This window comes from Microbacterium trichothecenolyticum (assembly GCF_041938625.1).
Lineage (GTDB): Bacteria > Actinomycetota > Actinomycetes > Actinomycetales > Microbacteriaceae > Microbacterium > Microbacterium trichothecenolyticum_D.
In genome coordinates this window covers 2,785,626-2,812,593 of sequence record NZ_CP169427.1, presented here as the reverse complement: position 1 = coordinate 2,812,593, position 26,968 = coordinate 2,785,626, and the positions used below count along the sequence as shown (strand labels likewise).

Annotated in this window: 30 protein-coding genes; 15 read left to right on the top strand and 15 right to left on the bottom strand. The window is 70.7% G+C overall.

From position 1 onward, the window contains the following. Positions 1–22: 22 nt before the first annotated feature. The 7 genes from ACEYYH_RS13140 to xseA form a co-directional block, all read right to left on the bottom strand. Complete coding sequence (locus tag ACEYYH_RS13140) at positions 23–679, bottom strand: response regulator transcription factor (protein ID WP_374974814.1); 657 nt, start codon at positions 677–679, stop codon at positions 23–25. After that, positions 676–2,178 carry an ATP-binding protein gene (locus ACEYYH_RS13135; RefSeq protein ID WP_374974813.1) on the bottom strand — a complete coding sequence of 501 codons (1,503 nt, stop codon included), beginning with the start codon at positions 2,176–2,178 and terminating at the stop codon, positions 676–678. The genes ACEYYH_RS13140 and ACEYYH_RS13135 overlap by 4 nt, the downstream gene beginning before the upstream one ends. Before the next feature lie 48 nt (positions 2,179–2,226). Then, complete coding sequence (locus ACEYYH_RS13130) at positions 2,227–3,621, bottom strand: class II fumarate hydratase (protein WP_374974812.1); 1,395 nt, start codon at positions 3,619–3,621, stop codon at positions 2,227–2,229. Between the two features lie 49 nt (positions 3,622–3,670). Continuing rightward, complete coding sequence (locus ACEYYH_RS13125) at positions 3,671–4,282, bottom strand: carbonic anhydrase (RefSeq protein ID WP_116197117.1); 612 nt, start codon at positions 4,280–4,282, stop codon at positions 3,671–3,673. A gap of 35 nt (positions 4,283–4,317) precedes the next feature. After that, the gene (locus ACEYYH_RS13120) at positions 4,318–4,965 is read right to left on the bottom strand and encodes a DUF4245 family protein (protein ID WP_374974811.1); all 648 of its coding nucleotides are present in this window, start codon (positions 4,963–4,965) and stop codon (positions 4,318–4,320) included. After that, complete coding sequence (locus ACEYYH_RS13115) at positions 4,965–5,207, bottom strand: exodeoxyribonuclease VII small subunit (protein ID WP_374974810.1); 243 nt, start codon at positions 5,205–5,207, stop codon at positions 4,965–4,967. Before ACEYYH_RS13115 ends, ACEYYH_RS13120 begins: the two co-directional genes overlap by 1 nt. 77 nt (positions 5,208–5,284) lie before the next feature. Continuing rightward, the gene (gene xseA / locus ACEYYH_RS13110) at positions 5,285–6,637 is read right to left on the bottom strand and encodes an exodeoxyribonuclease VII large subunit (protein WP_374974809.1); all 1,353 of its coding nucleotides are present in this window, start codon (positions 6,635–6,637) and stop codon (positions 5,285–5,287) included. 123 nt (positions 6,638–6,760) lie between these two features. Here xseA and ACEYYH_RS13105 point away from each other — a divergent pair, with 123 nt between their 5' ends. From ACEYYH_RS13105 to ACEYYH_RS13085, 5 genes are all read left to right on the top strand, one after another. After that, complete coding sequence (locus tag ACEYYH_RS13105; RefSeq protein ID WP_374978221.1) at positions 6,761–7,801, top strand: 4-hydroxy-3-methylbut-2-enyl diphosphate reductase; 1,041 nt, start codon at positions 6,761–6,763, stop codon at positions 7,799–7,801. Then, positions 7,798–8,367 (top strand): DUF6264 family protein, encoded by a 570-nt coding sequence (locus tag ACEYYH_RS13100; protein WP_374974808.1) that lies wholly within the window; start codon positions 7,798–7,800, stop codon positions 8,365–8,367. The genes ACEYYH_RS13105 and ACEYYH_RS13100 overlap by 4 nt, the downstream gene beginning before the upstream one ends. Before the next feature lie 137 nt (positions 8,368–8,504). Further along, positions 8,505–9,044 (top strand): sigma-70 family RNA polymerase sigma factor, encoded by a 540-nt coding sequence (locus ACEYYH_RS13095; protein ID WP_374974807.1) that lies wholly within the window; start codon positions 8,505–8,507, stop codon positions 9,042–9,044. Continuing rightward, positions 9,041–9,754 (top strand): zf-HC2 domain-containing protein, encoded by a 714-nt coding sequence (locus ACEYYH_RS13090; protein WP_374974806.1) that lies wholly within the window; start codon positions 9,041–9,043, stop codon positions 9,752–9,754. Before ACEYYH_RS13095 ends, ACEYYH_RS13090 begins: the two co-directional genes overlap by 4 nt. Before the next feature lie 34 nt (positions 9,755–9,788). Beyond that, positions 9,789–10,340 carry an MOSC domain-containing protein gene (locus tag ACEYYH_RS13085; RefSeq protein WP_374974805.1) on the top strand — a complete coding sequence of 184 codons (552 nt, stop codon included), beginning with the start codon at positions 9,789–9,791 and terminating at the stop codon, positions 10,338–10,340. 59 nt (positions 10,341–10,399) lie between these two features. Here ACEYYH_RS13085 and fbaA read toward each other — a convergent pair whose 3' ends face one another. Then, complete coding sequence (gene fbaA / locus ACEYYH_RS13080; protein WP_374974804.1) at positions 10,400–11,431, bottom strand: class II fructose-bisphosphate aldolase; 1,032 nt, start codon at positions 11,429–11,431, stop codon at positions 10,400–10,402. Positions 11,432–11,622: 191 nt separating this feature from the next. On the opposite strand from fbaA, the gene glpX reads away from it, so the two are divergent. Further along, complete coding sequence (glpX, locus tag ACEYYH_RS13075) at positions 11,623–12,612, top strand: class II fructose-bisphosphatase (RefSeq protein WP_374974803.1); 990 nt, start codon at positions 11,623–11,625, stop codon at positions 12,610–12,612. Between the two features lie 141 nt (positions 12,613–12,753). Beyond that, positions 12,754–12,966: a UDP-N-acetylmuramyl pentapeptide phosphotransferase gene (locus ACEYYH_RS13070; protein ID WP_082496936.1), complete on the top strand. Its 213-nt coding sequence runs from the start codon at positions 12,754–12,756 to the stop codon at positions 12,964–12,966. A gap of 3 nt (positions 12,967–12,969) precedes the next feature. Here the strand turns inward: ACEYYH_RS13070 and ACEYYH_RS13065 are convergent, their stop codons facing one another. Together ACEYYH_RS13065 and ACEYYH_RS13060 are read right to left on the bottom strand one after the other, a co-directional pair. After that, entirely contained in the window at positions 12,970–14,313 is a 1,344-nt protein-coding gene (locus ACEYYH_RS13065; protein ID WP_374974802.1) for a DNA recombination protein RmuC, read from the bottom strand. Between the two features lie 65 nt (positions 14,314–14,378). Further along, positions 14,379–14,981: a 3'-5' exonuclease gene (locus ACEYYH_RS13060; RefSeq protein ID WP_374974801.1), complete on the bottom strand. Its 603-nt coding sequence runs from the start codon at positions 14,979–14,981 to the stop codon at positions 14,379–14,381. A 76-nt stretch (positions 14,982–15,057) separates the two neighbouring features. Between ACEYYH_RS13060 and ACEYYH_RS13055 the strand changes: the two genes are divergently transcribed. After that, on the top strand, positions 15,058–15,816 hold the full coding sequence (locus ACEYYH_RS13055) for a class I SAM-dependent methyltransferase (protein ID WP_374974800.1): 759 nt from the start codon (positions 15,058–15,060) through the stop codon (positions 15,814–15,816). 13 nt (positions 15,817–15,829) lie between these two features. On the opposite strand, the gene ACEYYH_RS13050 is transcribed toward ACEYYH_RS13055, so the two are convergent. Next, complete coding sequence (locus ACEYYH_RS13050; RefSeq protein WP_374974799.1) at positions 15,830–16,486, bottom strand: methyltransferase domain-containing protein; 657 nt, start codon at positions 16,484–16,486, stop codon at positions 15,830–15,832. 59 nt (positions 16,487–16,545) lie between these two features. On the opposite strand from ACEYYH_RS13050, the gene ychF reads away from it, so the two are divergent. Next, complete coding sequence (gene ychF / locus ACEYYH_RS13045) at positions 16,546–17,619, top strand: redox-regulated ATPase YchF (RefSeq protein WP_374974798.1); 1,074 nt, start codon at positions 16,546–16,548, stop codon at positions 17,617–17,619. A 25-nt stretch (positions 17,620–17,644) separates the two neighbouring features. Further along, positions 17,645–18,211, top strand: coding sequence for an alpha/beta fold hydrolase (locus tag ACEYYH_RS13040; protein ID WP_374974797.1), 567 nt, complete (start codon positions 17,645–17,647; stop codon positions 18,209–18,211). Between the two features lie 24 nt (positions 18,212–18,235). Here the strand turns inward: ACEYYH_RS13040 and ACEYYH_RS13035 are convergent, their stop codons facing one another. Further along, positions 18,236–19,612 (bottom strand): NAD(P)-binding protein, encoded by a 1,377-nt coding sequence (locus ACEYYH_RS13035; RefSeq protein ID WP_374974796.1) that lies wholly within the window; start codon positions 19,610–19,612, stop codon positions 18,236–18,238. Between the two features lie 108 nt (positions 19,613–19,720). On the opposite strand from ACEYYH_RS13035, the gene ACEYYH_RS13030 reads away from it, so the two are divergent. Next, positions 19,721–20,437: a phosphatase PAP2 family protein gene (locus ACEYYH_RS13030; RefSeq protein ID WP_374974795.1), complete on the top strand. Its 717-nt coding sequence runs from the start codon at positions 19,721–19,723 to the stop codon at positions 20,435–20,437. A gap of 64 nt (positions 20,438–20,501) precedes the next feature. Further along, complete coding sequence (locus ACEYYH_RS13025) at positions 20,502–21,302, top strand: DUF1206 domain-containing protein (RefSeq protein WP_374974794.1); 801 nt, start codon at positions 20,502–20,504, stop codon at positions 21,300–21,302. 24 nt (positions 21,303–21,326) lie between these two features. Here the strand turns inward: ACEYYH_RS13025 and ACEYYH_RS13020 are convergent, their stop codons facing one another. Beyond that, positions 21,327–22,103 carry a patatin-like phospholipase family protein gene (locus ACEYYH_RS13020; RefSeq protein ID WP_374974793.1) on the bottom strand — a complete coding sequence of 259 codons (777 nt, stop codon included), beginning with the start codon at positions 22,101–22,103 and terminating at the stop codon, positions 21,327–21,329. Between the two features lie 154 nt (positions 22,104–22,257). On the opposite strand from ACEYYH_RS13020, the gene ACEYYH_RS13015 reads away from it, so the two are divergent. Next, positions 22,258–23,442, top strand: coding sequence for an aminotransferase class I/II-fold pyridoxal phosphate-dependent enzyme (locus tag ACEYYH_RS13015; protein WP_374974792.1), 1,185 nt, complete (start codon positions 22,258–22,260; stop codon positions 23,440–23,442). Positions 23,443–23,468: 26 nt separating this feature from the next. Here ACEYYH_RS13015 and ACEYYH_RS13010 read toward each other — a convergent pair whose 3' ends face one another. After that, positions 23,469–24,221 (bottom strand): EI24 domain-containing protein, encoded by a 753-nt coding sequence (locus ACEYYH_RS13010; protein ID WP_374974791.1) that lies wholly within the window; start codon positions 24,219–24,221, stop codon positions 23,469–23,471. A 114-nt stretch (positions 24,222–24,335) separates the two neighbouring features. Continuing rightward, positions 24,336–24,815 carry a MarR family winged helix-turn-helix transcriptional regulator gene (locus ACEYYH_RS13005; protein ID WP_374974790.1) on the bottom strand — a complete coding sequence of 160 codons (480 nt, stop codon included), beginning with the start codon at positions 24,813–24,815 and terminating at the stop codon, positions 24,336–24,338. Between the two features lie 234 nt (positions 24,816–25,049). Here ACEYYH_RS13005 and ACEYYH_RS13000 point away from each other — a divergent pair, with 234 nt between their 5' ends. After that, positions 25,050–26,015 (top strand): TIGR03885 family FMN-dependent LLM class oxidoreductase, encoded by a 966-nt coding sequence (locus ACEYYH_RS13000; RefSeq protein ID WP_374974789.1) that lies wholly within the window; start codon positions 25,050–25,052, stop codon positions 26,013–26,015. Between the two features lie 77 nt (positions 26,016–26,092). Then, positions 26,093–26,932, top strand: a complete 840-nt coding sequence (locus ACEYYH_RS12995) for a DNA-formamidopyrimidine glycosylase family protein (protein WP_374974788.1) — start codon at positions 26,093–26,095, stop codon at positions 26,930–26,932. The last annotated feature ends 36 nt before the right edge of the window (positions 26,933–26,968 follow it).

The window sequence follows — 26,968 nt, the reverse complement described above, 5'->3', positions numbered from 1 at the left end:
GGGATGGGGCGCCCCGAAGGGTTCACTCCCAGCGGTAGCCGGCGCCGCGAACCGTGACGATGTGATCGGCACCGAGTTTGCCGCGCAGGTACCGCACATACACGTCGACCACGTTCGAGCCGGGATCGAAGTCGAGGCCCCACACGCGACTGAGGAGCTGCTCGCGGCTGAGCACACGGCCCGGGTTGCGCAGGAACTGCTCGGCGAGGGAGAACTCGCGCGCCGACAGATCGACCTCGCGACCGCCGACGGTGGCGCGGCGCGCGAGGATGTCGAGCATCACGTCGCCGTGCGAGATCGAGACGCCCGCCTGCGGCACGCTCTCGCGCAGGCGTGAACGCACGCGGGCGAGGAGCTCCTCGAACGTGAACGGCTTGGGCACGTAGTCGTTGGCTCCGGCATCCAGTCCGGTGACGGTGTCGCGCGTGCTGGATCGTGCGGTGAGCATGATGACGGGCACCGCAGAGCCGCGGGCCCGCAGCTCGCGCAGCACCTCGAAGCCGTCCATCGTCGGCAGGCCGACGTCGAGCAGCACGAGGTCCGCATCGCCACGCAGCGCCGACTCCAACCCTTCGGCGCCGTCCTCGAAGACCAGCGTCTCGTAGCCGGCAGCCTCGAGGCCACGACTCACGAACGCGGCGATGCGCGGTTCGTCCTCGACGATGAGGATCCTGGTCATCCGGCGGCCTCCCGTTGCAGCACGTCTCCGGCACGCACCGGTGCCGGCAGTTCGGCCTCCGTCGGAGGCAGGTGAATGGTGAACGTGGCCCCGCCGCCCGGCGTATCGGTGACCACGCAGTGCCCGCCGTGGCCCTTCGCGATCGCGTCGACGATGGCGAGGCCGAGGCCCGACCCGCCGACCGAGCGTTTCACATGGGCCCGGTCGAACCGGCGGAAGATACGGGCCCGCGCACCGGGCGGGATGCCAGGACCGTGGTCGCGCACCCACAGCCGGGAGCCGTCGTCGGAGTGGGCACTGCCGATCTCGATGGGGCTGCCTTCGGGTGTGTATTTTGCGGCGTTGTCGGCGAGCTGCAGCCACGCCTGCAGAAGGCGGTCCTGGTCGCCAATCGTGGTGCTTTCGGCACGCGCCTGGATCGCCCAGTCGTGCCCGGGGATGACGGCGACGAGTTCGCCCACTCGCGCCGTGAGCGCCGCGAGGTCGACCACATCGCGCGTGTACGAGTCGGCTTCCGCGGTGGCGAGCAGGTCGATGTCTTCGACGAGGCGCGTCAGCCGGTCGAGTTCGGCGATGCCGATGTCGCGGGCGGACGCCACGTCCGCAGCATCCTTCGGGTTCATCAGCTCGAGGTGGCCGCGCACGATAGTGATCGGCGTCTTCAGCTCGTGACGCACGTCGTCGAGCAGCTGTCGCTGCCCGTCGACGGAGTCCTCGATGCGGTCGAGCATGGAGTTCACAGTGCGCGACAGGTCGGCGATGTCGTCGTTGCCCTGCGGCTCGAGCCGGTGCGACAGATCCGTGATCGAGATGGCATCGGCGGTTTCGCGGAGACGGCGGATCGGCGACAGCAGCCGGCCGGTGACGAACCAGCCGACGACCCCGATGGCGATCAGCACCGCGACCGCGGCGATCACGTACGTCGTCATGGCGAATGTGACGGGCTGCAGCTCCGCGCCGAGGTCGACAGCGCGGATGTACAGGCCCTGCCGTGGGTCCCCGTCCATCCGCACCGGAATCGCGATGTAGCGCAGCGGTCCCTGGTCGGTCACGGCCGTGCCCCACTTGGTGTCGCCCCCTGCGGTCTCGGCCACGACTCGATCGATGAGCTGCGTGTTCTTCGAGATGTCGTTCCCCGAAAGGGTCGTGGGCACCCATCGCGGCGCGCCGTCGATCAGGGCCAGCGACCCTTCATTCCGTGCCGGCACCAGCCGCGCAACCACGGCCTTCAGGTACTCGTCGACACTCTGGAACTCGTTCTTGTCGAGGTCCTCGGTCGCCGCTGACGCGCCGCCCGGTGCGTCGACGGTGGTGGCGCCGGCGACGGATTCCAGCACCTTGATCTGATTCTTCAGGCGCTCGTCGATGCTGTTGAGCGCCTGCTCGCGCTGCACGAGGAACGTCACGCTGCCCACGATCGCCAAACCGATGCAGGCGACAGCGAGGATCGCGGCGAGGATCCTGACGCGCGCGGGAACCGGGCGGGGCGTGCGTGCCATGACCCGATTATCCCGCCGACGCACGGCTTGCGGCATGGGGCGGGCGGATCAGCCCGGGTGCGTCATCGAGAGAAGGTCGAGCTTCTCGTCGAGCTGCTCGAGAGTGAGCTCGCCGCGCTCCACGTAGCCGAGGTCGATCACGGCCTCGCGCACCGTGATGCCCTTCGCGACGGAGTGCTTGGCGATCTTGGCGGCGGCCTCGTAGCCGATGAGCTTGTTGAGCGGCGTGACGATCGACGGCGACATGCCGGCGTACGCGGCGGCGCGCTCGACGTTCGCCTCGAGGCCGTCGATGGTCTTGTCGGCGAGCACGCGCGATGTGTTCGCGAGCAGCTCGATCGACTCGAGAACGGCGCTGCCCATGATCGGGATGGCGACGTTGAGCTCGAAGGCGCCGGACGCGCCGGCCCATGCGACGGTCGCATCATTGCCGATGACGCGGGCGCACACCATGAGCGTCGCCTCGGGGATCACCGGGTTGACCTTGCCGGGCATGATCGACGATCCGGGCTGCAGGTCGGGGATGTGCAGCTCGCCGAGACCGGTGTTCGGGCCCGAGCCCATCCAGCGGAGGTCGTTGTTGATCTTGGTCAGCGACACCGCGATGGTGCGGAGGGCGCCGGATGCCTCGACCAGGCCGTCGCGGTTGGCCTGGGCCTCGAAGTGGTCCTTGGCCTCGGTGATCGGCAGTTCGGTGTCGGACACGATGAGCTCGATGACGCGCTGCGGGAAGCCGAGCGGCGTGTTGATGCCGGTTCCGACGGCGGTGCCGCCCAGCGGGACCTCCGCGACGCGGGGGAGGACGGCCTGCACGCGCTCGATGCCGAGGCGGATCTGGCGGGCGTAACCGCCGAACTCCTGGCCGAGGGTGACGGGCGTCGCGTCCATGAGGTGGGTGCGACCCGACTTCACGACCGCCTTCCACAGATCCGCCTTGGCCTCGAGGGCGACGGCCAGGTGGTCGAGCGCGGGGATCAGGTCGTCGATGAGCTCCTGCGTCACCGCGATGTGCACGGAGGTGGGGAACACATCGTTCGACGACTGCGAGGCGTTGACGTGGTCGTTCGGGTGCACGGTCGCGCCGAGCGCCCGCGTGGCGAGGGTCGCGAGGACCTCGTTCATGTTCATGTTCGACGACGTGCCGCTGCCGGTCTGGTACACGTCGATCGGGAACTGGTCGGCGTAATCGCCGGCGATGATGCGGTCGGCCGCGCCCGCGATGGCGTCGGCGATGGCTCCATCGAGGGTGCCGAGCTCCTTGTTCGCGAGGGCAGCGGCCTTCTTGATGCGCGCGAGAGCGACGATCTGGGCGGGCTCCAGCCGGTCGCCCGAGATCGGGAAGTTCTCCACCGCGCGCTGCGTCTGCGCGGCGTAGAGCGCGTTCTTGGGCACGCGCACTTCGCCCATGGTGTCGTGCTCGATGCGGTACTCGATGTCGGTCACGTCGTTGTTCCTCACGTGTCGGTACTGGGGTGTCGGGGAGTGGGGTTGCTCAGTCGGCGTCGGTGATCCCGACCACGACGTCGGGCACCGCAGTGCCTTCGCCGAGGCGGTAGTTGGCGCCGACGATCGCGAGCCGCCCTTCCGCGACGGCGGAGCTGATGAGCTCGGACGAGTTCAGCAGTTCGCCCACGGTGTCGCGAAGGTGCTCGCGGCCCACCTCTTCGGCGTCGATCTCGTCGGGGTACACGCCGTCCACGGCGGACGCCCGCTGGACGCGGCGCACCGCGGGGACGATCGGCGAGATCAGCCGCCAGATGTGCGGGGGGAGCGGATCGGCGTCGGGGCTGGTGCTGTCGATCGCCGCGCGGACGGCGCCGCACGCGTCGTGGCCCAGCACGACGATGAGGGGCACTTCGAGCACCGCGACGGCGTACTCGAGGCTGCCGACGACCGAATCGGAGACGACCTGCCCGGCGTTGCGCACGACGAACAGGTCGCCGAGGCCCTTGTCGAAGATGATCTCCGCCGCCAAGCGCGAGTCCGCACAGCCGAAGAGCGCCGCACGGGGTCGCTGCCCTCCCGCGAGTTCATGCCGGGTGTCGACGTCCTGCCGGGGGTGCCGGGGTTCGCCGGCGACGAAGCGCGCGTTGCCGCGCTGCATCTCCCGCCAGGCCTTCGCGGGTGTGGGCTGGTCGGTCACTCGGCCTCCTCGCGCAGTGCGGTGATCTGTTCCGTGACGGAGCGGGCCGTCTCTTCCAGGGCATCCTCGCCCGCGGCGCCGTAGATGAGCACGGTGTCGGCGCCGGCGTCCGTGGCGAGCGCGACCGAGATGTTCCCGGTGCGGTCGGGGTCGAGCTCGTAACGCTCCCACGTGATCCCGTCGATCGTGACGGTGTCCTGAGGGGCGGAGCCCGAAAGCACGCGGGCCTCCCACGCCTCGTCGGCATCGAACCCCTGCGCGACGCGCAGGAATCCGCGCTCGTTCTCGTCGGCAGGGGCGTAGACGACGGTGAACGCGCGCACCCCTCCGTTGCCCTCGATGCCGGCGCGGTTGACGATCCAGGCGTCGGACATCTCCGGCGCGATGACGGTGCGTCCCTCGGAGGCTGCGACGCCCTCGGCGGCGCTGGGGACATCGATCGCGTCGCGCGGCGGCGGCGTGCCGCGGGGCACAGCGGCGATGATCACGATGACGACCGCGAGCGTGGCGAGCAGCGCCGCGATGAGATTGCGGACGTTCTGGCTCGAGCGGTAGACCCGCGACGACTCGGCCTTGCGGTCGGCGGTCTCCTGCGGCGTCTCGGGTCGGCCGAGTTCGGCGACGATGCGCGGCTCGCGTGACATCAGAGTGCCTCGCCCTGTGCGCGATCAGCGGAAGCGCGGGCGGCCTCGAGTCGGCGCTTGGCGCCGAGCAGCCACTCCTCGCAGCGGGCGGCGAGGGCTTCGCCGCGCTCCCACAGGGCGAGGGAGTGCTCGAGGGTCGGGGCGCCCTGCTCGAGTTCGGCGACGACGCGGACGAGTTCATCGCGCGCCTGTTCGAACGAGAGGGTCGCGACGTCCGCGAGGGCGCCGCTCGTCTCAGTCATGCGTACAGTCTATTCGGGTGCGGGGCCTGCCCACGCCCCGCCCTGTTCGGGTGCGGGGCCTTGCCCCACGCCCCGCACTACTCGGGTGCGAGGCCCGCCCCGCTCCCCGCCCGGTTCGGCTCGGCGACGTCGCCCGCCGCGGTGACGCCCCACCCGTCGCCCTCGGCGACCTCCCCGTCGGAGCGGGCGGCGAACGATCCGCGCCCCACGGTGACGACGATCGGGGTGGCGGCCGGAGCCTGCGCCGCGTCGCGCACGATGACGCCGTCGGCGAGGTGCGCGATGGCGTAGCCGCGGGCGAGCGTCGACGCGGGGGAGAGAGCGCGCAGCGTCGCCCGGAGCTCGGCCGTGCGCTGCTCCTGGACCCGCAGCGACCGGTCGATCCTGTCGCGCCCGCGCGCGGCGAGCAGTTCCACCTCGTGGGCGCGTGTGGTGAGGAGTGTCTCGGGGGCGCGCAGCACCGGGCGCGAGCGCAGCTGCTCGAGCTGGGCGATGTCGTGCGAGATGCGCTGCGTGAGCCGCGTGTTCATGCGGGCGCGCAGCTGCCCGACCAGCGCGCGCTGCTCGGCGACGTCGGGTACGACGCGCTTCGCCGCGTCGGTCGGGGTCGACGCCCGCAGGTCGGCGACGTCGTCGAGGAGCGGATGGTCGTTCTCATGGCCGATGGCGCTGACGACGGGAGTGGATGCCGCGGCCACCGCGCGGACGAGCCGCTCATCGCTGAAGCCCAGCAGGGTCTGCGGGTCGCCGCCGCCGCGGGCGATGATGATGACGTCCACGTCGGGTGCGGCATCCAGCGCCTTCAACGCGGCGATCGTCTCAGGAACGCACCGGTCGCCCTGTACGGCGGCGTACTTGGTCTGGAACCGCACCTGCGGCCAGCGCAGCTCGGCGTTGCGGTGGACGTCGTTCTCGGCGTCCGAGTTCTCCCCGGTGATGAGGCCGATCAGGCGCGGCAGGAAGGGGAGCGTCTTCTTGCGAGACGGATCGAAGAGCCCTTCGGAACGCAGCTGCACGCGCAGGCGCTCCAGCTTCTCGAGCTGATCCCCGAGCCCGACATGACGCATCGCGGAGACTCCGAAGCTGAAGTCGCCGTTCTTGACGAAGTAGTCGGCCTTGACGCAGGCGATGACGTGGTCGCCCACCTTGAGGTCGCCGGGCAGCCGATCGCGCGTCGAGGACCAGATCCGGAACGAGATCGTGGCATCGGTCACCAGGTCTTTCAGGCGGCCGAACACGTTGCCGCCCCGCTGGTTCCACCCGGTGATCTCGCCCTCGACCCACACGGAGCCCCACGTCTGTACGAACCCGCGGATGGTGTCGTTCAGCCGCGCCACGGACGTCGGCGCCTGCGCCGTCGAGTCGCGCGGCGGCACCGAGTCGGGCGGCGGCGGCTCGCCGGGGACGGCGGCAGGCTGGAAACTCGTCATGCGGTCCTTTCGTGCCCGGGCGGGGCTTCCCGTCGGAGGCCCCGCTCAGGACCCCGCCCGTAGAATCGACGGGTGAGCATCAGCACCCCGGGACAGACCCGACCGAGTCAGGCCCCTGTGAGCATGCCCGTCCCGCGGATCCCGCGGCGGCGTGAACCGCTCAAGGATATCGCCGGGGTCGGACAGAAGCGGGTACTCCTGGCATCGCCGCGCGGCTACTGCGCGGGTGTCGACCGCGCCGTCATCGCCGTCGAGAAGGCGCTCGAGCGCTTCGGCGCGCCGGTGTACGTGCGCAAGCAGATCGTGCACAACATCCACGTCGTGACCGAGCTCGAGAAGCAGGGAGCGATCTTCGTCGAAGAGGTCGACGAGGTTCCCGCCGGGGCCCACGTCGTGTTCAGCGCTCACGGGGTGTCGCCCGCGGTCGTGAACGCGGCATCCGATCGGGGTCTGCGTGCCATCGACGCGACCTGCCCTCTCGTCACGAAGGTGCACCGCGAGGCCGTCCGCTTCGCACGCGACGACTTCGAGATCCTGCTGATCGGCCACGAGGGGCACGAAGAGGTCGAGGGCACGGCGGGTGAGGCGCCCGACCACGTCACCATCGTCAACTCGCCTGAGGAAGCCGACACCATCGAGGTGCGCGATCCGTCGAAGGTCGTCTGGCTGTCGCAGACGACGCTGTCGGTCGACGAGACGATGGAGACGGTGCGCCGCCTGCGTGTGCGCTTCCCGGAACTGCAGGATCCGCCGTCGGACGACATCTGCTACGCGACCCAGAACCGCCAGGTCGCCATCAAGAAGGTCGCGAAGGACGCCGATCTCGTGATCGTCGTCGGGTCGGCGAACTCCTCGAACAGCGTGCGGCTCGTCGAGGTCGCGCTCGAGTACGGCGCCAAGGCGGCGTACCGCGTGGACTACGCGGACGAGATCGAGCAGGCGTGGCTCGACGGGGTTGAGACCGTCGGAGTCACCAGCGGCGCATCGGTGCCGGAGGTGCTCGTCCAGCAGGTGCTCGAGGACCTCGCCGCGGCCGGCTACGGCGAGGTGGAAGAGGTGCGCACCGCGGAGGAGGACCTGATGTTCTCGCTCCCGAAGGAGCTGCGACAGGACCTCGCGGGCAAGCGCGACGACCGCGCCCTGGGTGGCCGGAGTCGCTCATGAGCGACGTCGCGAACACCGAACCCGATCCGCGCTCGCGTCCCCGCCCCCAGTACGGCGAGTACGCGACGCCCGAGGAGCAGCGCGCGCGCATCCAGGAGCCGGCCCCGTGGCAGCGGGAACCGGCCGCGCCGATCATGACGGATGCGCCGGTCGACGGCATCCCATCCGCTCCCGTCGTCGCCGAGAAGCGTCAGCACCCGATCGACCGCATCATCACGTTCGCGCTGCTCGCGTACGGCCTGGTCAACGTGATCGCGTCGATCCCGGCCTTCCTCGACTACGGCGCCTACGCCGAAACGATGCTCGGGGTGATGGGCGTCGACGCGCAGCTCTCGGACCCTGCCGCCGGGGAGCCGTGGGCGATCGCGGCCGTCATCGTCCTCGCCGTCGGCTGGTGCGTCACGACGGCGCTGTCGGTCTGGAACATGCGCCGCTCGCGGGTGTCGTGGTGGATCCCGCTGGCGGGCGGCGTCGTCTTCTCGATGACGGCCGGCGCGCTGATGGTCGCTCCGCTGATGAACGACCCCGCCGTCTGGCAGGCGCTCCTCGACAGCACGCGGCTCTGAGTTCGAGCGGCTCGCGGCGTTCGTCCCGTGCGGTCCCGGCGCGCCGGGTCCATACTCACAGGTGACGGCGCGGGCGCGCCGCGGATTCACGTGAACCCGCGGGTGGTGTGTCTCGTGTCTCCTGCGGGAGGTGATGGATGCCGCACGACAGCGTGGAGCGTCGAGACAGCGCCGCCGGACGCGATGCCGCGCGCCTGGCTGCTCTGTTCGACGCACACGCGGCGCCGGTGTGGCGCTATGTCGTGCATCTCACCGGCGATCGCGCCGGTGCCGACGACATCGTGCAGGAGACGCTGCTGCGGGCGTGGCGAACGCCCAAGATCCTCGCGCAGGATCCCGCGACCACGCGCTCGTGGATGTTCACGGTGGCGCGCCACCTCGTGATCGACGAGGCGCGCAGCGCGCGGCGCCGCCGCGAGATCGACGTCGCGGAGGTCCCCGAGCGCAGCGCGCCGGATGCCACCGACGCGCTGTTCGAGGCGATCCTCGTCGAGGAGGCGCTGGCGGCGCTCTCGATGGACCATCGCGCCGTCGTCGTGCGCGCGTACTACCGCGGCCTCTCGGTCGCCGAGATGGCCGACGAGCTCGACATCCCGGAGGGCACCGTCAAGTCACGCCTCCACTACGGGCTGCGCGCCCTCCGGCTCACCCTGCAGGAGAAGGGGGTGACGCGATGACCACGGATCACGCCCGCTTCGCCGACTGGGATGCCGCGTACGTCGTGCGCGCGCTGAGCGTGGACGATCGGCGTCGGTACGAGGCGCACCTCGACGGTTGTCCGGTGTGCCGCGACGCCATCGCCGACCTCGCACCGACGATGGGCCTGCTCGCGCGCGTCGCGCCCGAGCGCGCCGAGGCGCTCCTCGATCCGTCCGACCAGGGCGGCCCCGACCCTGCGGCGCGGGAGCGTATGGTCGTCCGCGGCACGCGCGACTCCCGCCGGCGCCGCGTGATCGCGTGGGGGAGTGGCCTCGCGGCCGCGGCAGCGGTCGCCGTCGTGGTCGCCTTCGCCGTGACGACGGCGGTCACCCCTGCGAGCGGTCCCGAGGAGGTCGTGGCGCTGCAGGCCGTGACCGATGTGCCGCTGACCGCGAAGGTCGAGCTCACCGACGTCGCGTGGGGCACGCGCATCGCGATGACCTGCCACTACCCGCCCAGCCGTGATCCGTACACGGCCGACCAGGAGTGGCCCTACGTACTGGTGGTCACCTCGACCGACGGCACGACCAGCGAGCTGTCGTCCTGGCGCGCCGGCCCGGGGACGACGGCTCACCTCGACGCCGGCACGGCCCTCGACCGCGACGACATCGCCTCGATCGAGGTGCGCGCCGTCTCCGACGGCCGCGTGCTGCTGCGCGGCGAGCCGGCGGCGTCGCCGGGGGAGTGAGCGCTGGGCGCGGGGCCGTGGCTAGGATGAGCGGATGCCTCGCCTGGTCGCCGTCTGCGCCGTCCGACAACTGCGTCCCGACTCCGGGCCGGTCGGTGTGACCGCGATCGACAAGGGACCGATCGAAGGATCGGTGCGGGTCGGGCCGTACGGCGTGCGCGGCGACGTACAGGCGAGCCGCAAGCACCACGGCGGCTTCGACAAGGCGCTCTACGCGTACGCCGCGGAAGACGCCGCGTTCTGGGAGTCCGAGCTCGGTCGGGAGCTTCCACCCGGCTGGTTCGGCGAGAACCTGCGGGTCGAGGGGATCGACGTCAACGACGCGCTCATCGGCGAGCGGTGGCGGATCGGCGACCGTGTCGAGGTCGAGGTCACGATGCCGCGCACCCCCTGCCAGACGTTCGCGCGATGGGTCGGCGGCGACGACGCGCGCGGGTGGGTCAAGCGGTTCTCGAGCGAGCGCCGCCTCGGCCCTTACCTGCGGGTCGTGCAGGGCGGCCGCGTGCAGGCCGGCGACGAGATCGTCGTCGTCCATCGCCCCGAGGGCGCACCCGGTCTTCTCGACCGCTATACCGACCCCGAGTAGACGAAAGCCCCGGCGCCGGGCCGCGAGGCCGGTGCCGAGGCATCCGTCGAATCTGCTGCTCAGGCCGCGAGGCTCTTGCCGGCGGAGCCGAGCTGCTGCGTGGCCTCCACCACACGGGCGGCCATCGCCGACTCCGCGATCTTGCCCCACGCGCGCGGGTCGTAGGCCTTCTTGTTGCCCACCTCGCCGTCGACCTTCAGGACGCCGTCGTAGTTCTTGAACATGAAGCCGGCGACGGAGCGCGTGAACGCGTACTGCGTGTCGGTGTCGATGTTCATCTTCACGACACCGTTCGCGACCGCGAGGGCGATCTCCTCGTCGGTCGAGCCGCTGCCGCCGTGGAAGACGAGGTCGAGGGGCTTCGGGCCGGTGCCGAACTTGGACGCGATGCCCTCCTGGATCTCGCCGAGGAGCTCGGGGCGGAGCTTGACGTTGCCCGGCTTGTAGACGCCGTGGACGTTGCCGAAGGTGAGGGCCGAGATGTAGCGGCCGTTCTCGCCGAGGCCGAGGGCCTCGACGGCCTTGGTCACGTCGGCGACCGTCGTGTAGAGCGCCTCGTTGGATCCCTCGTGCTGCACGCCGTCCTCTTCGCCGCCGACGACGCCGATCTCGACCTCGAGGATCGCGTTGATGTTCTTGAGGCGGGGCAGGAGTTCCTTCGCGATCTCGATGTTCTCGTCGAGGGGCACGGCCGAGCCGTCCCACATGTGGGACTGGAAGATCGGGTTGCGGCCGGCCTTGACCTCTTCCTCCGACGCCTCGATGAGCGGCAGCACGAAGTCGGCGAGCGCGGGCTTGGGGCAGTGGTCGGTGTGGAGCGCGACCGTGATCGGGTAGCTCTTGGCGACCTCGGTGGCGAACTTCGCGAAGGCGAGAGCACCGGTGGCGCGAGCCTTGACGGTGTGGCCGGCGAAGTAGTCGGCGCCACCCGTCGTCACCTGGATGATGCCGTCGGAACCGGCCTCGGTGAGGCCCTGCAGCACGGCGTTGATCGACTGCGAGCTGGCGACGTTGATGGCGGGATACGCGAAGCCACCGGCCTTCGCGCGGTCCAGCATGTCGGCGTACTGCTCGGGGGTGGCGACGGGCATGAGTGCTCCCTTTGATCGAGTGGGGTTCACCGCAAACTCTACCCAAGCGCTGGACGAGGGAACGGATGCCGCGGCCCGGCCTCGCTCGGGAAACCCGCGTCCCTGCACTATCGGAAAGAAACGCGATTCCTTCGCTTGCCGTTGCGTGAAATTCCCGTGAATCGGGCGGGATGCTGGCATAGGCTGACCGCATGGTGAGCCTGACCGCGGATATGAGTCCCCTCCACCCCGACCGCAACCTCGCACTCGAACTCGTGCGTGCGACTGAAGCGGCGGCGATCCGGGCGGTGCCGTTCATCGGCCGCGGCGCCAAGGAAGCGGCCGACGGGGCCGCCGTCGACGCGATGCGCGCGTTCTTCACCACCGTCAACTTCGACGGGACCATCGTCATCGGCGAGGGCGAGAAAGACGAAGCGCCCATGCTCTACAACGGCGAACGCGTCGGCAACGGCCGCGGCCCGCAGGCCGACGTCGCGGTCGACCCGATCGACGGCACGTCGCTGACCGCAGCCGGCCGGAACAACGCGCTGTCGGTGATCGCCGTCTCCGACCACGGGACGATGCTCGACGCCTCCAGCGTCTTCTACATGGACAAGCTCGTCACCGGCCCCGCCGGCGTGGGCGTCGTCGACATCCGCCTCCCGATCGGCGAGAACATCCGCCGGCTCGCCAAGGCGCTGGACAAGCCCGTGGACGAGCTCGTCGTCTCGGTGCTGCACCGTCCGCGGCACGAGCGCCTCATCGAGGAGATCCGCGAGGCCGGCGCCGGCACGCGCCTGATGAGCGACGGCGACGTCGCCGGCGGCATCAACGCCGCGCGCCACAATGCCCGCACCGACATGTGCGTCGGCATCGGCGGCAGCCCCGAGGGCATCGTCACCGCGTGTGCGATCAAGGCGCTCGGCGGCCACATCCAGGGCCGCCTGTGGCCACGCGATGACGACGAGAAGCAGCGCGGCATCGACGCGGGTCTCAATCTCGACGGATACGTTTACGAGGCCGATGATCTCGTGAAGGGCAACAACACGATCTTCGTCGCCACCGGCGTCACCGACGGCGCGCTCGTCGCCGGGGTCCGACGTGAGGGCGGGTATGTCTACACCGAGAGCGTCGTGCTCCGCGGGGCGTCGGGCACGCTGCGCCGGATCTCGTCCGAGCATCTCGTCTCGAAGTGGCTCTGACCCGTCTGGCTCGGGTGCGTCGCGCACGCGACACGTGATGCTGCCGTGACCCTTTCGTGACCGCCGCGACGGGGAACTCTGGCAGAATCTTGTGTGGTGTCGATGGAGACACGTTCGTGTTTCCTACTCGAGGAGTTGACGATGTCTGCGCACTCAGCCGATCCGTCGTCGCCCCAGACGGGCGCGCAGGCGGTGGTCGCCAACGCGATCGATCCGGCCCGCCGGCCTGACGTGCTGCTGCGCGTCCGCCGTGACGAAGGTCACGAGATCAGTGCGTGGTGGATGATCGGCGCGTTCGTCGGGGTCTCCGCCGCGGTCATCGTGCTGCTGAGCTTCGTTCCCGGCGGCGCCTGAGCCTCACTCGCTCGGCGACGCGATGCGCGCGCGCACCTCGCCGAGCTCCGCGGTGGCGGCGAGCGGCGTCGCCTCGGCGTCGCTGCCGGCACCCGCAGCGGTGGCCTCTTCCAGTCCGGGAAGCGTCTCATCGAGCAGCTCCGGCGCCGTCAGGCGACGCGGGCTCTTCTCGATCGGCGCGGGCTCGTTCACCGCGTCGAGCTTGGTGGCGTCGATGCCGGGGAACTTGCGCGCGCTGACCAGCACGCGTGTCTCGAGCGAGCCCGCGAACCGGTTGTAGCTGTCGACCGTGCGCTCGATCGCCCGGCGCAGGTCGTCGGCGTGCGACGCCAGCGACCCGAGCCGCTCGTAGAGCTGGTTGCCGAGGTCGAAGAGGGCGCGGGCCTCTTGGGAGACGTCCTGCTGGGTCCACGTGTACGCGACGGTCTTGAGCACGGCCCAGAGGTTCACCGGCGACGCGAGCGCGACGCGCTTGCCGAAGGCGTAGTCGAGAAGCGAGGGGTCTTCTTCGAGGGCGGCCGCGAGCAGCGACTCACTCGGCACGAAGCAGACCACGAACTCGGGGCTCGACGACAGTCCGGCCCAGTACGTCTTGCGGGCGAGAGCGTCGACGTGCGCCCGCATCGCCTTGACGTGCTTGTCGAGCAGGCTCCGCCGCCGGGCCGCCTCGGCGCCCTGCGCGGTCAGCGGGATCGCGCTCGCCTCGAGGAACGCGTCGAGCGGCACCTTGGCATCGACGGCGATCGCCTTGTCGCCGGGGAGGCGGATGACCATGTCGGGGCGACCGGCGCCCGCGTCGGAGGTGATCGAAGCCTGCAGGTCGAAATCGACGTGACGCGTGAGCCCGGCGGCCTCGACGACACGGCGCAGCTGGGTCTCGCCCCACACGCCTCGGGTGCTGCCCGAGCGCAGGGCGCTCGCCAGCGACTCCGTGGTCGCGCGCAGCGCCTCGTCGGACTCGTGGGCGCGTCGCAGCTGCTCCGCGAGCGTGCCGAACTGCAGATGGCGGTCGCGCTCGAGATCGTCGACCTTGGTGTGCATCGCCGCCAGCGTCTCCTGCACGGGGGCGAGCGCGCGCAGCACCGACTGCTCGCGCCGCTCGCGCTCCTCGCGCGCGGCCTGGTCGTGGCGCGCCTGGCTCGCGAGCTCGCGGTAGAGCAGCTGCTGGTGCTCGAGCTGCGCCTGCACGCCCTGCCGCGCGGCCTCCGACCCCGCGAGCCGCGCGGTGAGGTCGGCCTGCTCGCGCGCGGCCCGCGCCGCACCACGGGCCAGACCCGCCGCCCAGCCCGCCACCGCACCGACGAGGAGACAGACGATTGCCACCACACTGATCACGACTGCGTCCATGGCTCCAGGGTGCCCGATGCCTCGGACATCGCCGCGGCGGCGGGCCGCAGCATCCGGTGTCCGCGTTATGCGACGGCGAACGAGACCGCAGGGGCGTCGGCGACCGCGATCTGCGACACCCGCACGCCGACCGCCTCGGTGAGGCCCTCGATGTCGTCGGCGCCGACACGCCGTGCCGCGTCGATCATGACGTGTGCGCACGCCATCGCGTCGGCCGTGGCGTTGTGGTGCGGGAAGTCGGCGAAGCCGGCTTCGGCGGCGACGAAGGGGAGCCGGTAGGACTCGAGCCGGTAGACCCGGCGCGCGACCTGCAGGCTGCAGGCGTAGCGGTACGGCGGGCACTCGTCACCGGTCGCGTCGCACGCCCGCTTGAGCACGGCCATGTCGAAGCCGGCGTTGTGGGCGACGAGGACGTCGGAACCGGCGAAGGCGACGATGTCGGCGAGCTGGCGACTCCACGGCGCCGCGTCGGCGACGTCGTCGGGGGTGATGCCGTGGATGCGCACGTTGAGCTCGAAGAACACGTCGTGCCCGGCCGGCGGACGGATCAGCCAACCCGTCCTGTCGACGATCTCGCCGCCCCGCACCCGCACGAGTCCGACCGCGCAGGCCGAGGCGTTGCTGGAGTTCGCCGTCTCGAAGTCGATAGCGGTGAAGTCCAGAGGCACACCCCCAGACTCACCCCAGCGCGCCTGCGCGGACGGAAGGCGCGCCGAGCGCCCCCGGTCGTCATAGGGTCGGAGCATGGCCAGTCGCGAAGAGATGTCGCTGTCGTTCGGGGCCGCCGCGGGCGCGTACGAGTCGGGCCGGCCGGACTATCCGCGCGAGGCCGTGGACTGGATGCTCGCACCGGTGCGCGAGCAGGGCCGCGCGGTCCGCGTCGCCGACGTCGGCGCAGGCACGGGCAAGCTCACCCGCACGATCGTCGAGGCGGGGGCGGAGGTCGTCGCCATCGACCCCGACGCCGACATGCTCTCAGCGCTCCGCGAGCACGTCCACGGCGTGCCCACCTTCGTGGGGACGGCGGAGCGGATGCCGCTTCCCGACGCCTCCGTCGACGCGGTGCTGCTCGGCCAGGCGTGGCACTGGGTCGACCCGGTCACCGCCTCCGCCGAGGCCGGTCGGACTCTCCGTCAAGGTGGCGTGCTCGGGCTGGTCTGGAACATCCGGGATGACTCCGATCCTTGGGTGGCGCGCCTCACCGGGGCGATGCACGGCAGTCACGCCGAGGAGATGCTCGCCGGCGAGGGCCCCCGTGCGGCGGATCCTTTCGACGGGCTCGAACACCGGGCGTGGACGTGGACCCGCTCCCTCACACGGGCGGCGCTGCTCGACATGGTCGCCTCGCGCAGCTATGTCATCACCGCCTCCGAGGTCGACAGAGCGGCGATCCTCGCGGCCGTGAGCGCACTGTTCGACGAGCGCAGCCTCACCGAGGCCACCGGCGTCGAGGTCGTCGACCTCCCGTACGTGACGCACGCATATCGCGCCATCCGCCGCTGAACGCTCCGGCGGGCTACGCGCGGACGGCACCCACGACGTGCCACGGCCCGCTGACTTCGCGGTAGCGCGGCTCCAACCCGCGCCCGGTCAGCACGGCGATCATCGCGTCGGGCACGTGGGCGTATGCACGATACGGGTTGCCGGTCAGGGTGTACCACGCGTTGATCGCGCGTGCCGAGAACCGGGCGAACAGCGTGCGCGGCGGGTGGCTGAACACGACGGCCTGCTTGGCGCGGCCGGCGGCCGCGCCCAGCAGTCGCTCGTAGTCGGGATAGCAGCACACCACCCGATGCAGCACCACGATGTCGGCGCGTTCGACGGCCTCGGGCGTGCTCGCGAGGTCGACCCCCAGCATCCGTGTCACCCGGTCGCGCAAGCCGGCCTCGTCGAGCAGCCGCGCGGCCTCGGGTTCGTAGGCGGTGGACAGCTCGACGTTCGTGGTGTGGGAAGCGCCGCGCTGGAGCGCCTCGAGCTGTATCTCGCCGATCCCGCCGCCGATCTCCAGCAGCGAGGCACCCGCCAGGCCGATCGAGTCCGCGAACTCGAGCACGAGCGCCGCGCTCGGCGTGAGACCGTCGCGTCGATACCGGTGCGCGAGCCGCCGGGCGAACCGGGCATTGAACTCCCGGTCGTAGCCTTCCGGCACGTGCGGTGCACAGCACTCGTCCACGCGCTCAGTATCGCCCCCGGCGTCGGGGCGGGCAACGCCGCCATCTAGACTGGATGCCCGTGGCTCTCACCATCGGAATCGTCGGTCTCCCGAACGTCGGCAAGTCGACCCTCTTCAACGCCCTGACCAAGAACCAGGTTCTCGCGGCGAACTACCCGTTCGCGACGATCGAGCCCAACATCGGCGTGGTCAACCTGCCCGACCCGCGGCTCGACAAGCTGGCCGAGATCTTCCACTCCGAGCGGATCCTGCCCGCCGCGGTGTCGTTCGTCGACATCGCCGGCATCGTGCGCGGCGCGAGCGAGGGCGAGGGCCTCGGCAACAAGTTCCTCGCGAACATCCGCGAGGCCGACGCCATCGCCCAGGTCGTGCGCGGCTTCGACGACGACGACGTGGTGCACGTCGACGGCGCGGTCAACCCGCAGGGCGACATGGAGACGATCAACGCCGAGCTGCAGCTCGCCGATCTCGAGACCCTCGAGAAGGCGATCACGCGGTACGAGAAGGAGGTCAAGGGCAAGAAGCTCGACCCGTCCGTGCTCGCTGCGGCGGTCGAGGCGAAGGACGCCCTCGAGCGCGGCGTGCTGCTGTCGGCCTCGGGCATCGACCTCTCGCCGATCAAGGAACTGGGCCTCTTGACCGCGAAGCCGTTCATCTTCGTCTTCAACGTCGATGAGGCGGTGTTGACGGATGCTGCGAAGAAGGCGTCGCTCGAGGCTCTGGTCGCTCCGGCCAAGGCGGTCTTCCTCGACGCGAAGATCGAGTCCGAGCTGATCGACCTCGACCCGGAGGACGCGGCGGAGCTGCTCGCGTCGACGGGCCAGGACGAGTCGGGTCTGGACCAGCTCGCACGCATCGGGTTCGACACGCTGGGGCTGCAGACGTACCTCACGGCCGGCCCCAAGGAGGCCCGCGCCTGGACGATCGGCAAGGGCTGGAAGGCCCCGCAGGCCGCCGGCGTGATCCACACCGACTTCGAGAAGGGCTTCATCAAGGCAGAGGTCATCTCATTCGACGACCTCGTCGAGACCGGATCGGTGGTGGAGGCCCGCTCGAAGGGCAAGGCCCGCCTCGAGGGCAAGGACTACGTCATGCAGGACGGCGACGTCGTCGAGTTCCGCTTCAACGTCTGACGACTGCTCCCCGGAAAGGCTTCCCATGACCGACACCACGCAGATCTTCGAGCCCGACGGACGCGCGATCCCCTACATCGTCGAGGGCGACGGGCCCATCGGCCTGGTGCTGATCGCCGAACCCGGGCAGGACGCCCTGGGCGTCGTGGGGCACTACCTCGCCGAGGAGGCGGGGTTCCACATCATCCGCGTCGGCTACCGCACCAACGTCGACGCCTCGACGACCGCCGATCAGGCCGATGACGTCGTCGCCGTCATCGACGAGCTGGGCCTGGCGCGCACCTGGGTCGGCGGGCACGGCCGCGGCGGCACGGTCGCGCGGGCGCTGGTCGCCGCGCACCCGGAGCGCGTCAACGGGCTGCTGCTGCTGGGCGTGGAGGACGAGGACATCGCGCTGGCTCCGGTGATCCCGGTGCTGATCGTGCAGGGCGCCGACGACGAGGTGACCCCGCCCGCCAACGGCGAGCGCCTGCAGTCGACGGCGCCCGAGCGGGCGAGCGTCAAGACACTCGACGGGGCGGGCCATCTGTTCCCGCTCACGCACCCGGTCGAGACCGCGGTCATCGTCGAGGAGTACCTCGACTGGGACTGAGTCCGGGCCGGGGCCGTCCACCCGCTACGCGATCCCGGCGAACTCCGCCAGGCGCGCGCGTCCCGGGCCGATGTTCTCCTTGAACCGCGCCGCGGCCGCGAGCACGGCCGGGTCGTCAGCCCGCTCCGGAGGGACGCGCGCCGGATTCAGCGAGGTCGTGTTCGACCACGCGCGCAGGTCGGCCTCCCTCGACATCGCGAGCGACGCGTCGCCGCCGATCGTCTGCATCCTCGCCCAGTCCGCAGGGGTGTCGGAGTACGGCGACGGGCGGCAGACGCGGTTCTTCTCGGCGTCGTCGTCTCGCGTCGCCTCGACATAGCCGGTGAGCGCCGCGCCGTAACAGGGGAAGCCGACCCGGACCGGCTGCAGGATGATCGCCTCCGGCGTCCAGATCGGCGTGAGCCCCGGGTACTTCAGCCCCTCGGCGGCGCAGTGCACGACGATCGCGTCGGCGGGTACGTGCACGTCGCCGTCGGCGAACGACAGCCGCCCCCGGCCGACGGACTGCACGTGCCCGCGGCGGATGACGTCGTCGATCGTGCGGACGAGGTCGAGCTCCCACGCGGCGAGGGTCGGCGTCTTCGCCATCGTCGGGGTGACCGCGGGATCGAAGCGCAGCATGATCCCGGCGTCCTCCATGCGGAGGAAGGCATCGTCGGCATCGGATGCTGCGGCCGCAGCGGCCATCGTGTCCGCGGCCATTCCGAGGAAGATCGCCGGATCGGGCTGCACGACGGCGCGGTTGAGCAGCCACGGGTCGCGAGGGCGCACCCACGTGATCGCGTGCGGTGCGACGCCGTTCTGCAGCAGCCACACGCACGTGTCGGTCGCGGTCTTGCCCGCACCCACGATGACGTAATGACCAGGCGCCTCCGGGATGCGGACGAGCTCGTTCACCGCCACTACATGGGCGCCATCCTCGATGGCGAACGGCGGGGGCGTGAGCAGCGGGATGTCGGGCGACAGGTATCGCGCGTCCACCACGCGGGCACGCGGTGCGTGGAACCGCGCGCCGCTCAGCAGCGATACGAACCGGCGGTCGCCCAGATACTCGCAGCGCCCGTGGAAGGCGACGCGGCCCGACCGGACGAGCCGAGCGAGCACGCGGGCGTAGTACTCCGACACCTCCGCGGCACTCGCGCGCTCGTGAAGCCCTCGCTCGGGGCCGTCGTCCTGCAGCCGTCCGCCGCCGAGCAGCGTCGAGGCGACGCCGTAGAAGGCCGACGCCTGATGCAGCCGCACGAATCCGTACGCGTCGAGCCAATGGCCCCCGGCGCCGTGGCGGCGTTCGACGATGGCGACCGACACGTCGTCGGCGGCTGTGGTGAGGGCGTCCGCGAACGCCATCCCCATCGCCCCCGCCCCGACGACGACGTAGTCGACGTCGACGATCGCCTCCATGCGCTCATCAGAGCAGTGCGCGTGCCGCTCGTCAATGCCCCTTACGACACGGAGACCGTCGACGGCAAGAGGACGCGCGGAGGGCTCGCCCGCGTCCACAATGGTCGCGTGGGCGAGAACGAAGAACCCCAGGGCGGTGGCGCGCCGATCGCTGCGGCGCCCGAGGAGCCGCTTCCGCACCCCGATCCCCACCGTGCGACCGTCCTGGTGATCGGCGTGGTGGCCACCGTCCTGTTCGTTGTGCTCCGCTTCGCCGTGGGCCTGGGCGGACACGACCCCCTTCCCGTCGACGTGTGGTGGGACGACGTCATGCTCGCCGGGCTGAGCGACGTGGGCGTGGTGATGGCCTGGGTGCCTGCGATCGTCGGCGGCGTGATCGGCGCCCCCGTCGTCGGGCTCCTCATCATCGTGATCTTCCTCTGGCGGCGACGACGGTGGGAGGCTGCGACCCTCGCGGTCGCCATCGTCACGGTGACCGCGATCGGCGCCCCGATGGCCGCCATCATCGCGCGGGTGCGGCCGTCGGAGTCGCTCGCCGAGAGCGTCGACACCTCGTTCCCATCGGGTCACACTGCCGTGGCGACGACCATCGCCGTGACACTGGGACTGCTGCTGCGTCGCTGGTACGTGTGGACGCTCGGGGTGGTCTGGGTCGTCTACATGATGTGGAGCCGCACCTACCTCCACGCCCACTGGGCGAGCGACGTGCTCGCGGGTCTGCTGGAGGGCATCGCGGTGGCCTGCCTGGTGTGGAGTGCGATGCAGGCCTACCGCGTCCGGAGGGCGATGTCGTCGCGGGCGTCCTCCGCGGAGCCGGACGCCTGAGTACGGTTCTCGCGCGGATTTCAACCCCCAATCCTGCGGGAATCCGCGGCGATACGCTTCGCGAATGACCACTGCGAAGAACGCGGCGCGGGCAGCGACGGAGTCGCCCGCATTCCGGACCATCGCCCGCATCGGCTATGTCGTGCTGGGCGTCGTGCACATCGTCATCGGCTTCATCGCCATCTCGGTCGCCACCGGCGGCGGAGGAGAGGCCGATCAGGGCGGCGCCATGGAGGCGATCCGCAGCACGCCTCTCGGGGTGTTCCTGCTCTGGGCGATCGTCGTCGGGCTCGCGGCGCTCGCTGTGTGGCAGGTGGCGCAGGCGTTCCTGGAGCGGAACCCGGACACGAAGAAGAAGTGGGGCTACCGCGTGAAGTACATCGGCACCGCCGTCGTGTACCTCGCGATCGCGTTCACAGCGCTCGTCTACGCGCTCGGTGGCAGCTCCGACTCGTCGCAGTCGTCGCAGACCTTCAGCGCGCAGCTCATGAGCACTCCCGGCGGCATCTTCCTCCTGGTGCTGGTCGGGCTCATCATCTTCGCCATCGGCGCGGCCTTCGTCGTCCGGGGGTTCACGCGCGCGTTCGAGAAGCACCTCGATCTGCCGACGGGGGTCGCACGCAAGGGGATCGTGACGTTCGGCGTGGTCGGCTACGTCGCGAAGGGCATCGCCGTGGCGGTTGCGGGCGCGCTGTTCGTCGTGGCGGCCGTCGCCCACGATCCGCAGACAGCCGGCGGGTTGGATGCTGCGCTCCACACGCTCGCCGGTCTGCCCTTCGGACCTGCGATCCTCTGGGTGGTCGCCGTGGGCCTGATCATCTACGGCGTCTTCTGCTTCGCCCGCGCGCGGTACGCGCGGATGTGAAGACGAGGCTCCGGCGCCTCGGGGCTACTCGGCCACGAGCTCCGCAGCGGAGCGGAATGCGGGGTCGCGCGGTGCCGCAGCATCCAATGCCGTCGTCGCCGCGCGGCGCCCCTCCTCGATGAGTCGCGGCACGTCGGTCATCCGCCACTGCGCCATGCCCTCCATCTCGGGCTGGATCAGCACGACCGACGGGTCGGCGACGAGATCCGCGGTGCGGGTGACGGTGCGCATCATGCGCACGTTCTCCCACTTCGCGTGCAGCCGCACCACGATCACGCGCGTGGCGCCGAGGGCGCGCGCCGCGGCGACCGGGACGTTGTCGATCATGCCGCCGTCCGCGAGCAGCGCATCGCCGCGGCGGACCGGAGGGAGGAGTCCGGGCACCGCGACCGTCGCGCGGAGGGCGGCGCTCAACGGACCCTCGTCGAGGATGATCCCTCGCCGCGTGCGCAGATCGGTGGCGTAGGCGGCGAATCGGCGGGGCAGGTGCTCGATGTGCGGATCCTCGCCGAGGGTGCGCGCAACGGCATCGACGATCGCGGTGGTGTCGAGCAGACCCCAGCGCGGAGTCAGCGACCAGCGCGCGATCGCGCTCCAGCGGAACGTGCGTGCGGCGCGCTCGATGGCGTGCGGCTCCAGACCCGCGGCGTAGGCGGCGGCGACCAGGGCGCCCGAGCTCGTGCCGGTTGCGATGCCGGGACGGATGCCTCGCTCGGCCAGCACCTGCAGAACGCCGACGTGGGCGGCGCCGAATGCACCACCGCCTCCGAGTACGAGCCCCAGCTCAGGGTCGTCGATCATTCGTCCTCCGCTCGTCCCGCCCGGGCGACGGTAGCATCCGGCAGGTGGGGAACAACTGTGCATGGGGTCGACGCCAGGGGTGATTGACGCGTCACCCGCCACTTGGGATCCTGGGCGGGATCACGGATCGGCACTGGGGCGAGAGGTGACAGCTATGGCGATGTCGACACGGGCGACGGCGGCGAAGGCGGCGGTGGACGTCGTCGCGTCCTACTTCTCGCGCATGCAGGTCGTCGCGTCCGACCCGGAGGCGCTGGTCTTCACCTTCGGCAACCCGCACGAGATGGCTCTGCCCGGACTGCCGGCCGCCATCCGGCTGCACGCGGAGCCCCAGTCCGTCGACTGGTACGCGTACAAGAGCAGTGAGCGATCGGCGCAGGAGGTCGTGGCCGCTGCCCTGTCCGGCGAGCTGGGACTCGATTTCGACCCTGACGACATCGCCATGACGCAGGGCGCCTTCGGCGCGATGTCGCTCGCGTTCGCACTGCTGGCCGACGCGGGCGATGAGGTCGTGATCCCGGTGCCCGGGTGGTTCTGCTATCCGCCGATGCTGCGCGCCGCGGACCTCGTCCCGGTCGGCGTGGAGCTCGCCCCGGGGACGTTCGACCTCGATATCGACGCGATCGCGCGCGCGATCACTCCTCGCACGAGGATCGTCGTCGTCAACTCACCCGCCAACCCGACCGGTCGCGTCTATCCGCGGTCGACGTGGGAGGCGCTCGCCGCAGTGCTCGACGAGGCATCGCGCGCGCAGGGCCGCCGCATCTGGCTGCTGTCGGATGAGCCGTACCGCCGCATCCGCTTCGATGGCGTCGAATTCACGAGCCCCGCCGCGTTCTACCCGTGGACGGTGATCGACTACAGCTACGGCAAGGTGCTGCTCGCGCCTGGCGCGCGGCTCGGTTATCTCGCACTGTCGCCGCTCATCCCGGCAGTGGAACGGGAGGAGCTGCGCGCCGCACTCTTCCCCCTGGGCCTCGCCATCGGCTGGGGCTTCCCCGACGCGGTCATGCAGTACTCGGTGCCCGAGCTCGAGCACCTCTCGATCGACATGGCAGAGTTGGCGCGCAAGCGCGATCGCATGTACGGCGCGCTCACGGATGCCGGCTACGAGCTCACCCGGCCGGAGGGCACCTTCTACCTGTGGGGCAAGGCGCCGGGCGGCGACGCCCAGGCGTTCTGCGACGCGCTCGAGGAGCGGGGCGTGTACGTGATGCCGGGCTCCCTGTTCGAGCAGCCGCATCACTTCCGGATCTCGCTGACGGCGACCATGACCACGATCGACCGGGCGATCCCGCATCTCGTCGAGGTCGCCGTGGAAGGCGCCAAGACCGAGTGACCGATGCTGCGACGCCGGCCTTCAGGTCACGGCCGAGCCTGCGCCGTCGGCGGGGCAGACTCGAGCAGCGACCGGGCGAGCAGCGTGGCTCCGGCCACCGCAGCCGGCATCGTCGCGACCGCGCCGAGCGGGACCAGGAAGCACAGCTGCGTCGCGACACCGAATCCCAGGACGCGGGCGCGACGGTGGCGCAGCAGCTCCTTGCGCGCGCGCCTCGTCAGCCCGCGTGCGGTGAGCGCGCGTGAGCTCAGCTCGTCGGCGAGCAGCCACCCCGTGAAGAGCACCGCGAAGACGGTGCTCACCACCCCGCCGACGACCGGGACCAGGCCGATCAGCGCGGCCACGAGTGCGATGCCGACACCGCGGGCGATGAGCGAAAGGCCGTCCGCGACGGTGCGCCAGAATCCGTAGCCGGCCTCGAACGCCGGGACGCCGGCATCCGTCTCCACCGCCTTCCAGATCCGCTCGTAGAAGGGCTCGCCCACCAGCAGCGTCAGCGCGGTGAACGTGACGGCCACCAGCACGAGGGCAGCGCCGAGGAGCGCTGTGCCGACCGCGATGCGGAAGACGGTGGCCCACACGCCCGGCCATGCGTCGGCGAACGGCGTCATCGCCTCGGTGAGCGCCGGGAGGGAGGCGCTCAGTGCGACGAGCCCGCCGAGGATCAGCAGACCGACGATCGCGGCGGGCACGAGGCCGAGAGCCATGAGACCCGGCCGGCGTCGCCATTGCGTGAAGCCGCGGCCGAGCAGACCGACCCCTCCGATGAACTCCCGCATCCGATCACCCTAGGACGCCCTCGGCGGCGGGTCGCGCACGCAGATCGCGCGCCGGGCGTCAAACCCCTCTGCGCGGCGTCCTGCGGCGAGCATCTCTGGTGCTGACCAGCGTCCTCAGGTGGCGGAGATCGCGGTCCCCGAGATCAACGCGAGAACGTCCTCGAGGAAGCTCGCGACGACGCGGGCGTCGTCCGGGGGCAGTTCCGACGCGAGGCTGCGCAGCTGCGTCGTGAGCGGGTCGAAGTGGTCCGGGCCGATGTTCCGGTCGAACGATCGGATGACCTTCTTGCGCCGGTCGTACGCGTGAGCTTCGACGACGACGAGTCCGCGTGCGACGAGGCGGTCGATGAGGGCGGTGCCCGAAGCGGGAGAGAGGTGCAGGGCCTTCACGATCATGGAAGGCGTGACCTCCTCGGAGTCGACACGCTCGAGCAGATAGCGCATGGCTGCGCGGTCCGTCTCGTTCATGCCGGTCTGCTGCTCGCGCCGCCGGGCGAGCCTCGCCTCGGCGAGCCGCAGTTGCTCGAGAATGCCCGCCACGTCGGGTCGACGCCCCTCGGTTGGTGCTGCCGACGGCGCAGCGCTCTCTGTCACGAGTGATCTCCCTCGTCCGTCCCGCCAGACGATGAGGTGGAGGGATGGGTTTCATTCGACCACAAAACTCTCGGAAGCGAAATACTCAGCGGGCGAAGGTTAGTTTCTTGAACATCCCGCTAGGCGAACACCGGGGCGAACCGCGCAGCGCGGTGGAGCGGCATCCGCTAGCACGTCGATCCTGCGCCCGCAACGACGTGGGCGGTTCGCCGACCGCCGCGCAGGCTGGGGTGCATGGTCTTCCTCGGCTACCACGCCTCACACGAACAGCTCCCGCCGTCGCGCCTGCTGGCCGCCGTGCAGGAGGCGGAACGCTCCGGCTTCGACGGTGCGATGTGCTCCGACCACTTCGCTCCGTGGGGTCTTGCGCAAGGCGAATCGGCGCACGCGTGGAGCTGGCTCGGCGCGGCGATGGCGACCACCGCCCTTCCGATGGGTGTGGTCAGTGCGCCCGGTCAGCGGTATCACCCGGCGATCTCGGCTCAGGCGATGGCGACGCTCGGGGAGATGTTCCCGGGACGGTTCTGGTGCGCGCTCGGCAGCGGTGAGGCCCTCAATGAGCATGTGACGGGCGACGCCTGGCCGCCGAAGCCGCAGCGCGAGGATCGCCTCTTGGAGGTCGTCGACGTCATCCGCCGTCTGCACGCCGGCGAACGTGTCGACCACGACGGGCTCGTCAGGGTGCACGACGCCCGCATCTGGTCGCGCCCCGCCGATCCACCGCGGCTCCGAGCCGCTGCGGCATCGGAGCCCACGGCCGCGTGGGCGGCCTCTTGGGCTGACGGCCTCATCACGGTGGGGCACGACGCGGATCAGATCCGCGCGATCATCGCCGCATACCGGGATGCCGGCGGCCGCGGCCGGTGCGCGGTGCAGGTGCACGTGAGCCTGGCCGACTCGGACGCCGAGGCCCGTCGCATCGCCGCCGATCAGTGGCGCCATGCGACCGTGCCCGCGGAGCTCATGTGGGATCTCATGCAACCCGAGGATTTCGACCGCCTCGCCGACCTCAGCGATGTCGACGCACTCGAGCACGGCGTGCTCATCTCGTCCGACGAGGAGAAGGCGGCCGAGCGCCTGGCCGCCCTCGTGGTGGCCGGGGCCGACGAGCTGTTCCTCCACGGGGTCGGCCAGGACCAGGACGACTTCCTCGCCCGCTCGCGCGGCGGCCTGCTCGACGCGGTGAGGGCGCGCGCATGACGCGCGCGCCTGATCCCGCACCGCCCGCCCACGCGTGATCTCGACCGGGTGTCGGGGCCCGGTGGCAGGATGGGGCCATGCCTGAGTCGCCGGAGGTCGAGGCTCTCGCGCGGTTCCTCGCTGACGAGGCATCCGGTCGAGAGATCCGCGGAGTCGATGTGCTCGAATTCCGCACCGTCAAGACGCGTGCCGCACCCCCGGCGACCATCACCGGGCGCACGATCACCGGCTCGCGGCGCCACGGCAAGCATGTGGAGCTCGTGCTCGATGAGTCGAGCCTCGTGGTATCACTCGGTCGTCATGGATGGATGCGGTGGCTCGGCGCCGCGCCGGATGCTGATCCCGCGGAGCTCGCCGCAGATGCGCCGCCGGCGCTTGCCACCTTCGTCCTCTCGGGGGACCGCGGCCTGGAGGTGACGGACGCCGGCAGCTGGGTGTCGCTCGGGCTCTTCGTCGTCGGCGACGCTGGAGAGGTGCCCGCGATCGCGAAGCTCGGGCCCGATCCCGCCGACCCCGCCTTCACGCGCGACCAGTTCGACGCCGCGCTGGGCAGGCGCCGCAAGCAGATCAAGGCGATCCTGCAGGAGCAGGAATCGCTCGCGGGTATCGGCAACGCCTACTCCGACGAGATCCTGCACCTCGCGAAGATGTCTCCGGTGACCCACGCAGCATCGCTCGACGAGGGCGAGGCAGACAGGCTGTTCGAGGCGACCCTGATGACCGTCCGCGGGGCGATCGATGCCCGGATCGGGGTGCCCATCGACCAGCTCAAAGCCCACAAGGTGGCCGCGATGCGCGTCCACGGGCGCACCGGCGATGCCTGCCCGGTGTGCAATGACACCATCCGCGACCTGACGTTCTCAGGAACGTCTGCGCAGTACTGCCCGACCTGCCAGAACGGGGGAGTGCCGCTCTGAGCGACGGCCGGTCCGCAGGCTTCGGCGGCCGAGGAC